Source organism: Sphingosinicella ginsenosidimutans (assembly GCF_007995055.1).
GTDB lineage: Bacteria > Pseudomonadota > Alphaproteobacteria > Sphingomonadales > Sphingomonadaceae > Allosphingosinicella > Allosphingosinicella ginsenosidimutans.
This window is the reverse complement of record NZ_VOQQ01000001.1, coordinates 1,418,839-1,430,234: the sequence shown is the minus strand read 5'-3', so window position 1 is coordinate 1,430,234 and position 11,396 is coordinate 1,418,839. Positions and strand designations below refer to the sequence as shown.

The window sequence follows — 11,396 nt, the reverse complement described above, 5'->3', positions numbered from 1 at the left end:
GCCCTCGTCTAGCGTCCCGCGTCCGCCTCGACGGGCGCGTAGAGCCAGGGTTGTTGGCGCCGATGCTCTTCCCGGAAGGCGCGGATCTGGTCTTCGGCGCGAAGCGTCCGGTCGATTGGGTCGAGGCCGGCGATCAGGGACGCGCGTGCTTCGGGGTCGATTTCGAAGGCCCAGTGGGCGCCGTCATCGATCTTCACCTCGCGGGCCGGCAGGTCGACTGTGACCACCGCGGCGGGGTGGCGTTCGACATGGGCGGCGAGCGCGTGCACCAGATCGTGCGGCAGGATGGCGGGGACCAGCCCGTTGGCGACGCAATTCGCCTGGAAGATCGGCGCGAAGGAGGGCGCGATAATGGCGCGGATGCCATATTCGGCCAGCGCCCACACGGCATGCTCCCGGCTCGATCCGCATCCGAAATTGGCGCCGGCGATCAGGATCCTGGCGCCTTTCCGGGCCGGATCGTTGAGAACGAAGCCGGGATCGGGATCGCGTCCGCCGATCTCGCGATAGCGCCAGCCGGCGAAAAGGCCGTCGGCGAGCCCCCTCTTGGAAACGGTCCGCATCTCGCGCGAGGGGATGATCGCGTCGGTATCGATATTGTCGCGCATCAGCGGCAGCGCCGTCGCGCTGAGCGTGGTGAACGGTTCCATCAGGCCACCTTGCGCGGATCGGCGATCCGCCCGGCGATGGCGGAGGCCGCCACGGTTTCGGGCGAGGCCAGATGGGTGCGCGTGCCGGGCCCCTGCCGGCTCTCGAAATTGCGGTTGGTGGACGAGATGACGCGGGCCTGCGGCGCGAAGCTTTCGCCGCCCGCATAGAAGCACATCGAGCAACCCGATTCGCGCCATTCGAAACCGGCCGACAGGAAGATCTTGTCGAGCCCCTCCGCCTCGGCCTGTTGCTTGACCTGCGTCGAACCGGGCACGCAGATTGCCTTGATCCCGGCCGCGACCTTGCGCCCGTCGAGCAAGGCCGCCGCGCGCCTCAGATCACCGATCCGGCTATTGGTGCACGAACCGATGAACGCGGCGTCGATCGGAAGATCGGCGAGCGGAGTGCCTGGGGTCAGGCCCATATAGGCGAGCGCGCGCTGGCCATTTTCGTCCGATCCCTGCCCGACCCCCGGCTCCGGGACGGCGCCGTCGATCGGCACGACCTGCTGCGGGCTGGTTCCCCAGCTGACCATCGGCGCGACCTCGCGCGCGTCGAAGGCAAGCTCACGGTCGAACACGGCGTCATCGTCGCTGGCGAGCGCGCGCCAGCTTTCGACCGCCCGGTCCCACGCCTCTCCCGACGGCGCGAAGCGGCGGCCCTTCAGATAATCGATGACCGCTTCGTCGGGCGCGATGATCGCGGTGAAGGCGGCGGATTCGGTTGCCATGTTGCACAAGGTGAGCCGGCTTTCGACATCGAGCGCGCGCACCGCCGATCCGGCATATTCGACGACATGGCCCTTGCCGCTGCCCACACCGAACCGGCCGACGAGGGCGAGCGCGAGATCCTTGGCGGTGACGCCGGGCGCCAGCGCCCCATCCACAGTGACGCGCATCGTCGGCGGCCGCCGCAGCCGCAGCGTCGAGGTGGCGAGCGCATGTTCGGCCTCGGTCGATCCGATCCCCCAGGCAAGCGCGCCGAGCGCACCTTGCGAGCAGGTGTGGCTGTCGGGGCAGACCAGGGTCGCGCCGGGCAGGACGAGCCCAAGTTCGGGCGACATCACATGGACGATTCCCTGCGCGGGATCGTCGAGATCGAACAGCCGGAGTCCCGCCGCCCTCGCCCCCTCGCGCGTCGCGCGGATGAAATCGGTGCCGGTGGGCATCAGCGTCCGGTCGGTCCGGCCGGGGCGCGTGTCGACGATATGATCCATGACCGCGAAGGCCTGATCCGGCGCAAGCACCCTGCGGCCGCGCTCGGCGAGGCTCTTCAGCGCGACGCCGCCCGTCCGCTCGTGCAGGAGGATACGATCGATCAGGATGAGATCGCCACCACCGGCGTTGGAGGCGATCCGGTGGGAGTCCCAGATCTTGTCGAAGATCGTCCGGCTCAATGCGCGCCCGCCCCGCCAAAAACGTCCGCATCATGCTGCCCCGCTTTGGGGAGATCGCGGCGCACGCCGGCCTTGCGCCCGTCGATCTCGATCGGGAGCGCGGGCAGCATCGCGGTCGTGCCATCCTCGAGCGTGACCTCGACAAGCCCGTTCGCGGCGCGCAGATGCTCGTCCTCGAACAGGTCCTCCGGCCGCGTGATCGGCGCGAAGGGAAGGGAGATCGCGCTGAGCCGATCGATCAGCTCGTCGCGCGTCATCCCGGCGAAGAGCTCGCGCAGGACCGGGATGATGCGGTCGCGCTGGAGAACCCGATCGTTGTTGAGGGCAAGCGCGGGATCTCTCCCGAACTCGTCGAGGCCGAGCGCCTCGCAGAACGCAGCCCATTGGCCGTCGCTGACCACGCCGACGAACAATTGCTCATCGGGCCGGGCCGTCTCGAACACGTCATAGACGGCCCATGCGGAGACGCGCGCCGGCATCGGCGCGGCCGGCGTGCCGGTGACCGCCTTTTGCGCCATATGCTGGCCAACGAGGAACGCTGTCGTCTCGAACAGCGAGCATTTGACATGGCCGCCCCGGCCGGTGCGGTGGCGCCGCTCGATCGCGGCGAGGATGCCGATCACCCCGAACATGCCGCCGGCAATGTCGATCACCGATGCCCCCGCGCGCAACGGGCGTCCCGGCGGGCCGGTCATATAGGCAAGGCCGCCCATCATCTGCGCGACCTCGTCGAGCGCCGTCCGGTTCTCATAGGGACCCGCCAGGAATCCCTTGGCGCTGCAATAGATGAGCCGCGGGTTGCTCTCGGCGAACGCATCCGGCCCCAGCCCGATCTTTGCCAGCGCGCCGGGGCGGAAATTCTCGATCATCACGTCCGCCTCTTCGACCAGGCGGCGGGCAGCGGCGTTGCCGGCCTCGCTCTTGAGATCGAGGCAGATGCTGCGCTTGTTGCGGTTGAACATCGGGAAATAACCGGCGCCCGAGCCGAGAAGCCGGCGGGTATGATCCCCACCCTCCGGCTCGACCTTCACCACGTCGGCGCCCAGATCGCCGAGGATGAGCCCGACCGACGGGCCCATGACCATATGCGTGAATTCGACGACCTTGAGCCCCTCAAGTGGCAATGGATCCATCATCCCCGGCTTTCCGCTTTATCGCGCCGCCATGTCTCGACAACGTCCGGTGATTTGATATAGATATATGACAATAAAGCAAGCAGAGGTTTGATGCGGACCGATATTCTGATCAGCGAAGTGGGCCCGCGCGACGGTCTCCAGAGCATCTCCGCGGTCATGCCGACGGAGGCGAAAAAGGCGTGGATCGCCGCCGAGGCCGCCGCCGGCGTTCGCGAGATCGAAGTCGGCAGCTTCGTCCCCGCGACGCTGCTGCCGCAGCTGGCCGACACCGCCGAAATCGTCGCCTTCGCCAAGACCATTCCCGGCCTGACGGTCGCGGTGCTGGTGCCCAACCTGCGCGGCGCCGAGGCGGCGATCGAGGCGGGCGCGGACAAGATCACCCTGCCCCTCTCGGTCTCCGAATCGCACAGCATGGCGAACCTGCGCCGCAGCCATGGCCAGGTGCTTGCCGAAGCGGCGGCGATCGCCACCCTGATCGCGGCGCAGCCAAGGGCGAAGCGTCCGCATTTCGAGGGCAGCCTCTCGACCGTTTTCGGCTGCACGATCGAAGGCGCGATCCCGCTGCGCCAGATCCTGAGACTCGCCGAGCAGCTGATGGCCGCCGGCTGCGACGAGGTCGGCCTGTCGGATACGACCGGCTATGCCGATCCCCGCGCCGTCAAGGAGATGATCAGGGAAGTGCGCGGGGTCGTCGGCGCCAACGCGCTGACCGGCATCCATCTGCACAATACGCGCGGCCTCGGCCTCGCCAACGTGCTCGCGGCGCTGGAGATGGACATCGAGACGATCGACAGTTCGCTCGGCGGCATCGGAGGTTGCCCCTTCGCGCCCGGCGCCAGCGGCAATGTCGTCACCGAGGATCTCGTCTTCATGCTGCAGGCGATGGGGCTTCGCACCGGCATCGATCTCGAAGAATTGCTCGGCGTGCGTCGCATTCTCGCGGACGCGCTGCCCGGCGAACCGCTCTACGGCTTCACCCCGGATGCCGGCCTGCCGCTTGGATTCGTCCCGGAGCCGGCTTCGATCCCACTGGAGACCATTTGATGACTCTCGGCACCAAGATGATCCGCGAAGACAAGACCGCGCGCGAGCTGTTCGAGGCGGTGATGGCCAATCCGGCCCGCAACAAGTTCGGGTTCGGCGAGAAGCTCGCGATCGTCAATGTCGACCTTCAGCAGGCCTATACGCGGCTCGACCTGTTCAAGACCGCCTATGAGACCGACCCGCGGCAGATCGAATATATCAACATCATCTCGCGCCTCGCGCGCGCTGCGGGGATGCCGGTGATCTGGTCGCGCGTCGCCTACAAGGAGGACGCCGCGGACGCAGGCGTCTGGGGCACGCGGACCGACACGCCCGATTCGCTCCAGAACATCAAATATGACAGCGAGCGCCACGCCTACGATCCGCGTTGCGACATCCAGGAGGGCGACCTCACCTTCACCAAGCGAATGCCCTCGGCCTTCTTCGAGACGCCGCTGGCAAGCTATCTCGTCTGGCACAAGGTCGACACGGTGGTGGTGACCGGCGGATCGACCTCCGGCTGCGTGCGCGCGACCGCGGTCGAGGCGCTGAGCCACGGCTACCGCACGATCGTCCCGATCGAGACCTGCGCCGACAAGCATGAAAGCTATCATTTCGCGAACCTCACCGATCTCCAGCTCAAATATGCCGATGTCGAGCCGGTCCAGTCGGTGATCGACTGGCTGGAGGCGCGGCAATGAACGAAGGCGCGGCCGATCCCGGCCTTTACGATTTCCGGCCCTATCGCGACCGCGCCCGGATCGAATGGCCGAACGGCAAGGCGGTCGCGGTCTGGGTGTCACCCAATCTCGAATTTTACGAGATCGATCCGCCGGCCAATCCGCAGCGCAAGAGCTGGCCGCGGCCGCATCCCGACGTGGTCGGCTATGGCCATCGCGACTATGCCAACCGGGTCGGCCACTGGCGGATGGCCGAGGTGATGGAAAAGCACGGCTTCAAGGGCTCGGTCTCGCTCTCGGTCGCGCTGTGCCAGCATCATCCCGAAGTCGTCGCCGACGCCAATGACCGCGGCTGGGAGTTCTTCAGCCACGGCATCTATAACACCCGCTACAGCTACGGCATGGACGAGGCGCAGGAGCGCGCGATCATCGAGGATTCGATCCGCACCGTCCGCGAGGCGACCGGGCAGACGATCAAGGGCTGGCTCGCCCCCGCCCTCACCCACACGCCGCGCACGCTCGATCTCATCGCCGAATATGGCATGACCTATACCTGCGATCTCTATCATGACGATCAGCCGGCGCCGGTCCATGTGAAGAGCGGGCGGCTCGTGTCGATGCCCTACAGCATCGAGGTCAACGATCATTACGGCTTCTTCGTCTACAATATGAGCCCGCGCGAATATGCCGAAACGCTGATCCGCCAATATGACCGCCTCGCCGCGGAAGGGGAAAGCAACGGCACCGTCATGTGCATTCCCCTCCATTCCTATCTGATCGGCCAGCCGCACCGGATCGGCCCGTTCGAGGAGGTGCTCCGCCACATCGCCGCAGACGGCCGGGCCTGGATCACTCGCTCCGGCGACATCGCCGATCATTTCCTGGCGAACGGCTATGACGCCGTCGCCGCCGACGCCTCCCGTTACGCAAAGGCCGACGCATGAGCCTCGATCCCGCCTATCTGGAATATCCCAGGCGCCGCCTGGGCATGGACCATGACCTCTATGCCGCCTCGCCGATGCCGACGCGCAGGCCGGTCGCCTGGCCGGACGGCAAGGCCGTCGCGGTCGCCGTGCTGGTCAACCTCGAATGGTTTCCGATCGTGCCGTCGGACAAGCCGTTCCGGGCGCCGGGCCACATGCAGACGCCCTATCCCGACTACCGCCATTATACAGCGCGCGAATATGGGACGCGGGTCGGCTTCTATCGGCTGCTCGACGCCTTCGCAAAGGCGGGCGTCGGCGTCACCGTCGCGGTCAATGCGGCGATCGCCGAGCGCTATCCCACGATCATCGCCGACATCCGCGCCGGCGGCCACGAGATCATCGCCCATTCGACCGACATGAACGGTACGATCGCGACCGGCCTTCCCGAAGAAGAGGAGCGCGCGCTGATCGAGAAGGCGCGCGACACGCTCGCCGCCGCGATCGGAAGCCGTCCGCGCGGCTGGCAGTCGATCGCACGCTCGCAGAGCTGGAACACCCCGCGCCTGCTGGTCGAGGCTGGGTTCGACTATATGTGCGACTGGGTGAATGACGACCTGCCTTACGTCGCGACGACGTCCGCTGGCACGATCGTCAGCCTGCCGTTCAACCACGAGCTTTCGGATCGCCAGCTGATCGCGGTGCAGCAGCAATCGATGGACAGCGTCGCCCGACAGGTGGAGGACGCGTTCGACTGGCTGGCGGCGGAATCGACCCAATATGGCGGGCGCGTGCTGCCGCTGACGCTCACGCCCTACATCACCGGCCTGCCCTATCGCATGGACGCATTCGAAGCGCTGCTGGGCCGAATCGCGGCCCGTCCCGAGGCCTGGTTCGCGACCGCGGGCCAGCTCGTCGACAACTGGCGGGCGCAGCAGGGCTGACGAAGGTCAGTCCTGCCCGCGCGGGTCGAGCATGATCCGCAGCGCGCGCATCAGCAGGGCGTCGGTCGCCGCCTGGCGCTCCTCGGCGACTTCCCCGTCGTAACGCAGGTCGCGCAGCGCCTCGACCGGCTCGCCGCGGAGCTCGGCAACCAGTCGCTCGAGCCGGTCGATCCGGTCGTTGGAGACCGCGAGCTCGATCAGCAGCGCGAGCGTGACGTTCAGCACCTCCTCCGCCTCGCGCGAGGCGAGGCTTTGCGGCCGGTTGCCGCGGGCGGTCGCGATAAGCTGCGAGAGCGCTTCGACGGAGCTGGTCATCAGGCGGGCTTGCGTCCGCTGATCGCATACCAGCGATTGGCGCCGTGGATCGCCGCGAGATCATGCTCGACGATCGTCTCGCCGAAGCCGGCCGCACGCATGTCCGCGATCAGGTCGGCCGTCTGATAGGTGTTCCAGTGGACCTCGCCGTTGAAGTGCGTGTCCCAGTCGCGCTCGACCTCGTGGACGATCGTCGGCAGGTTACGGATGGCGACGTCCTGGTGGATCACGACGCCCCCGGGCTTCGCGACGCGGCGTGATTCGCGGATCATCGCCCGGCGCTTCTCCTCCCCGATCTCATGCATGAGATTGTGCGACACGACGAGATCGAAGCTTTCGTCGTCGAACGCCATGGCGGCGGCGTCCATCTGGTGGAAATGCACGGCGACGCCGAGCGATTCCGCGCGGGCATGGGCATAGCGCAGCATCGCGCTGCCGATGTCGATCGCGTGAACCTCGGCATCGGGGAAATGGTCCGCATAAGCGGCCGACGCAGCCCCCGCCGAGCAGCCGATGTCGAGGATCTTCTTCGGCCGGAAGCCGCCGAACGCCTCGTCGAGCAACCGCACGACGACGCCCGCCTTGCTGTCGCCGCGGCCGATTCCCTGCCCGAAGGAGAAGACATTGCCGCCGCATTCGTAGAGCGCGCCGGCAGCCACGTCATAGCCGCCGCGATCGAAGGCATAGCCGCCCGGCTGGAGATGGATGTCGACCCCCGCCACCTCCGGCGACGGATCGTAGGCGGCATCGAGATTGAGGCTTCCGAGCTTTTCAGGCGCCTCGACCAGTTCGCGCGTCGCCTCGGTCATGCGATCGAGATCGCGATAGACCGGCTCGCCGACCGAAACCCAGATCATTTCCTGGGCCGCGCGGTTGGTCGCGCTCCACAGGCGATAGCTCGGCGAGAGCAGGAAGGCCTGCTGGACCTCCGCGGGGGATTGCGGGGCGCGGCCGTGCAATTCGCGGAAGGCCGGCGCCGCCTCGCTGTCGAACACCTCGACATTGCGCGGCCGGACATGGCGATTGAGCAGGCGCCGCAGCGCGACTACGGCGCCCTGACGGCTGCGCTCTTCGGCGGTGGCGCGGGGCAACACCGCGTGATCAAGATCGCGAACCTTCATGTCCAGGCCTCCTGTGCCGCTGTTTTTATGTCCTAGTTATAATACAATTATTCCGTCTCGATCAACTCGATCAGCTCACCTGCCGGGCCGCGCAGGGTGAAGGCGCGACGGCCGTTATAGGGGGCGCCGGCGCGGCGCGAGGGCGGCGTCAGCGCCAGCGCCGCATGCGGTTCGAGATCGGCGATCTCGATGCTCACCATTGCATTGCCGGGGGGCAGGTGCCCCGGCGCGCGCGGGCGCGGCGCGGCGATCCTGTTCGGGCCTGTCGGGTAGCCGTCCAGCTCGATCAGGTTGCCGCGCTCGCGCATTCCGATGGCGCTGAGCTCGATCGTCTCGTCCGGACCCAGCCCCTGCGCCTGCTGGATGATCTCCACCCTGCTCTGCCGAACCGGGCGCTCGCGAAGCGCGAAGCGGTCCACATACCAGCGTAGCATCGTCGGAAAATCCTCGCCCGCGGCGACGACGATGAAGGTGCGGCCGACAAAGCCGCTCGGCGGCGGAAGGATCGACGTCGCGCGATCGCCGCTTTCCATCGTGAAATAGAGGCATTCACCGGCGCGCCCAGCCACCTGCATGGCCACGATCGACGGCATGAACTGCAGCGCGCGCGGGCCGCCGAGATGGCGAAAGCCCGACTCCGCGAGCTGCGCCGCGAGCGTGTGGACATCATCGACGATGATCTCGAAGGCGTTCCAGCCGAAGGTCGTCAGCGGCCGGTATCCGGGCACCGCAGGGGCCTCGACCAGCCGCATGAACACATCGTCCTCCCCGGCCGGCACCAGGACGCAGGTCCGCTCGCCCGCCGCCGCCGGCGTGCCCCAGCTTTCGGCAAGCGCCGCGTCGACGGTGCCGCGCTCGATCGTCCGGTAGCCGAGCCACCGCGCATAATCGGCTTCGCTCGCGTCGAGATCCGGGGTCGCGACGGTCGTCGCGGCGATCCTGAGCAGCAGCGGATCGGTGGAGGTGGTCCAGTCGCCCAACAGCGTTCCTTTCAGGCCGATGGCTGGACGTAGCAAACGATTTGTTATATTTCTATATCAAAATGACGCGGGCGGTCAGATGAGCTCCGGACCGATGTTGGAGGAGGAATTGAGATCGAGCCTGATCTGGTAGCGGTCCGGCCTGAACTGGCCGAGAATGTGCTGGACGGGCCGCCCCCTGGTGTCGAGCACCGTGCGGCTGACGCGGAGCACCGGCGATCCGATGTCGACGTGCAGGCTCGACGACAAAGCGGCGTCGGCGAGCGTCGCGGAGATGGTCTGCGTCGCCGAACCGATGGTGACCCCGGCCTCGGCGATGAGCGTCAGCATCGGCGTCGACTTGAGCTTGGCGCGGGTCATTCGTGCGCCGATGTCCATCGGGGTGTAGCTGACGAAATGGGCCAGCGGCTGGCCGTCCAGCCAACGGTCGCGGACCACGCGGAGCACGGTCGTGCCCTCCGCGAGGCCGAGCGCCTCGTCGATCGGCGCACGCGCCGGCACGCGATCGACCTCGAGCAGCTTGACCTGCGTCGCGCGACCGAAATTGAGCAGCGATTCGAGCGCCTGGGCGATGTTGCCCTGCAACGGCTTCACCGGCGAGCGGAAGATGACATGCGTGCCCACGCGGCGCTTGCGCTCCACGAGATGATGCTCGGCGAGCTCATCGAGCGCCCGGCGCGCGGTGATCCGCGACACACCGAACTGGGCCGACAATTCCTGCTCGGTCGGCATACGCGAGCCATAGGTCCGCTCGCCGCTCGTGATCTCCTCGCGCAGCTGCAGGAAGATCTGATGATAAAGCGGCACCGCCTGCATGCGGTCGATCGCAACCGCCGATTCGCCTTTTTCGACGAGCACCCTGTTTCTCCCCTCTCGGCTCGCGCGGCTATATCAAAGAACCGCCGGCGCGCTCCTTTTTTTCACCGTTTCCATCCGCCGATCGCAAAGGATTTCCGATGAGACACAAAGCCGTGCTGGGCGAGGCCGAAGCCCGTTCCATTCTCGATGCCGCCGCCGCCGCGGCCCGATCCGATGGTCTCGCCATGTCGATCGCCGTGACCGACGATAGCGGCCACCCGCTCGCGCTGCTGCGCCTCGATGGCGCCGGATTGATGACCCCGAAGGTCGCGGAACAGAAAGCGCGCACCGCTGCCTTGATCCGCGCACCGAGCCGCCGCCTGGCCGACCGGATCGCGGCGGAGCCCGCGCTGCTGCGGCTGACCGACTATCTCCCGATGGCCGGCGGGCTGCCGATCGTCGTCGATGGCCAGTGCGTCGGTGCGATCGGCATTTCCGGCGGCACGCCCGACCAGGACGAGCGGATCGGCGAGGCCGGTCTGGCGGCGCTCGCCGAGACCACGTGATTGTGGCCTCAATGCATTTCCTCGCCGCCCGAGACGTTCATCGCCTCGCCGGTGATGAATTGCGCCTGGCCCGAGCAGAGGAAGGCGCAGGCACTGGCCGTGTCGTCCGGCGTGCCCGTCCGGCCCAGGGGGATGCGTGACCGCATCGCCGCCAGATACTCCTCGACGCTCTGACCGCGCGCCTTGGCCATATATTCGTTCTGCCACGCGCCGAGCCCGGTCGTGACGTGATTGGGGCAGACGGCGTTGACCGTGATCTGCTCCGGCCCGAGCTCGATCGCGGCCGAGCGGGTGAGGCCGACAAGGCCGTGCTTGGAGGCGATGTAGGACGAGGTCAGCGCGGAGCCCGATTTCGAGCCGCGGCTCCCGATCGAGACGATGCGGCCCCGGCCCCAGCCTTCCTGGACCGGCTGGGTCAGCATCTGGCGCACCGCATATTTGGTCGCGAAGAAGGCGCCGCGCAGGTTCACGTTGAGAACGGTGTCCCACATCTCCTGCGTCGCATCGACGAGCGGCCCGAAGAGATAGCCGACGCCGGCATTGTTGATGAGGATGTCGAGCCGCCCGAAGCGCTCGACCGCATGAGCGACAAGCGCCTTCACCTCCTCCTCGACCCGCATGTCCGCGGCGAAGGTGGCGATGTCTGGATGGATCGCGCGCAGATCCTCGGCGACCGCTTCCAGCTCGTCCACCGCCCCGATCCCGTGCTCCGGCGCGAGAGCGCCCTGCGTGCGTCCAAGATCATGGATCAGCAGCCGGACGCCGTCCGCGGCGAGCTTGCGCGCGATCGCCTCGCCAAGGCCCTTGCGGCGACCGGCACCGGTGACGATCGCCACCTTGCCTTCGAGATCGGGATACATGCG

13 protein-coding genes are annotated in these 11,396 nt (G+C 67.3%); 5 read left to right on the top strand and 8 right to left on the bottom strand.

The genetic code is table 11. From position 1 onward, the window contains the following. Positions 1–8 precede the first annotated feature (8 nt). From leuD to FRZ32_RS07100, 3 genes are read right to left on the bottom strand one after another with little or no spacing between them, the layout of a single operon-like run. Complete coding sequence (gene leuD, locus FRZ32_RS07110; protein WP_147042858.1) at positions 9–650, bottom strand: 3-isopropylmalate dehydratase small subunit; 642 nt, start codon at positions 648–650, stop codon at positions 9–11. After that, a complete protein-coding gene (locus FRZ32_RS07105; RefSeq protein ID WP_147042857.1) occupies positions 650–2,047 on the bottom strand; it encodes a 3-isopropylmalate dehydratase large subunit in 1,398 nt (465 codons plus the stop codon). The genes leuD and FRZ32_RS07105 overlap by 1 nt, the downstream gene beginning before the upstream one ends. Next, positions 2,044–3,180, bottom strand: a complete 1,137-nt coding sequence (locus FRZ32_RS07100) for a CaiB/BaiF CoA transferase family protein (protein ID WP_341536576.1) — start codon at positions 3,178–3,180, stop codon at positions 2,044–2,046. The genes FRZ32_RS07105 and FRZ32_RS07100 overlap by 4 nt, the downstream gene beginning before the upstream one ends. A gap of 93 nt (positions 3,181–3,273) precedes the next feature. Between FRZ32_RS07100 and FRZ32_RS07095 the strand changes: the two genes are divergently transcribed. From FRZ32_RS07095 to FRZ32_RS07080, 4 genes are read left to right on the top strand one after another with little or no spacing between them, the layout of a single operon-like run. Beyond that, on the top strand, positions 3,274–4,227 hold the full coding sequence (locus FRZ32_RS07095) for a hydroxymethylglutaryl-CoA lyase (protein ID WP_192901880.1): 954 nt from the start codon (positions 3,274–3,276) through the stop codon (positions 4,225–4,227). Further along, the gene (locus tag FRZ32_RS07090; RefSeq protein WP_147042854.1) at positions 4,227–4,907 is read left to right on the top strand and encodes an isochorismatase family protein; all 681 of its coding nucleotides are present in this window, start codon (positions 4,227–4,229) and stop codon (positions 4,905–4,907) included. Before FRZ32_RS07095 ends, FRZ32_RS07090 begins: the two co-directional genes overlap by 1 nt. Further along, positions 4,904–5,830, top strand: a complete 927-nt coding sequence (locus FRZ32_RS07085; protein WP_147042853.1) for a polysaccharide deacetylase family protein — start codon at positions 4,904–4,906, stop codon at positions 5,828–5,830. The genes FRZ32_RS07090 and FRZ32_RS07085 overlap by 4 nt, the downstream gene beginning before the upstream one ends. Beyond that, positions 5,827–6,753: a polysaccharide deacetylase family protein gene (locus FRZ32_RS07080; RefSeq protein WP_147042852.1), complete on the top strand. Its 927-nt coding sequence runs from the start codon at positions 5,827–5,829 to the stop codon at positions 6,751–6,753. Before FRZ32_RS07085 ends, FRZ32_RS07080 begins: the two co-directional genes overlap by 4 nt. Positions 6,754–6,759: 6 nt before the next feature. Here the strand turns inward: FRZ32_RS07080 and FRZ32_RS07075 are convergent, their stop codons facing one another. From FRZ32_RS07075 to FRZ32_RS07060, 4 genes are all read right to left on the bottom strand, one after another. Continuing rightward, entirely contained in the window at positions 6,760–7,068 is a 309-nt protein-coding gene (locus FRZ32_RS07075) for a hypothetical protein (RefSeq protein WP_147042851.1), read from the bottom strand. Continuing rightward, the gene (locus FRZ32_RS07070) at positions 7,068–8,189 is read right to left on the bottom strand and encodes a class I SAM-dependent methyltransferase (RefSeq protein WP_147042850.1); all 1,122 of its coding nucleotides are present in this window, start codon (positions 8,187–8,189) and stop codon (positions 7,068–7,070) included. Before FRZ32_RS07070 ends, FRZ32_RS07075 begins: the two co-directional genes overlap by 1 nt. A gap of 47 nt (positions 8,190–8,236) precedes the next feature. Further along, positions 8,237–9,169: a VOC family protein gene (locus tag FRZ32_RS07065; RefSeq protein WP_147042849.1), complete on the bottom strand. Its 933-nt coding sequence runs from the start codon at positions 9,167–9,169 to the stop codon at positions 8,237–8,239. A 75-nt stretch (positions 9,170–9,244) separates the two neighbouring features. Further along, positions 9,245–10,027, bottom strand: a complete 783-nt coding sequence (locus tag FRZ32_RS07060) for a GntR family transcriptional regulator (protein WP_147042848.1) — start codon at positions 10,025–10,027, stop codon at positions 9,245–9,247. Between the two features lie 98 nt (positions 10,028–10,125). Between FRZ32_RS07060 and FRZ32_RS07055 the strand changes: the two genes are divergently transcribed. After that, positions 10,126–10,533, top strand: coding sequence for a GlcG/HbpS family heme-binding protein (locus tag FRZ32_RS07055; RefSeq protein WP_147042847.1), 408 nt, complete (start codon positions 10,126–10,128; stop codon positions 10,531–10,533). Between the two features lie 8 nt (positions 10,534–10,541). Here the strand turns inward: FRZ32_RS07055 and FRZ32_RS07050 are convergent, their stop codons facing one another. Beyond that, positions 10,542–11,393 (bottom strand): SDR family NAD(P)-dependent oxidoreductase, encoded by an 852-nt coding sequence (locus FRZ32_RS07050; RefSeq protein ID WP_147042846.1) that lies wholly within the window; start codon positions 11,391–11,393, stop codon positions 10,542–10,544. Positions 11,394–11,396 lie beyond the last annotated feature (3 nt).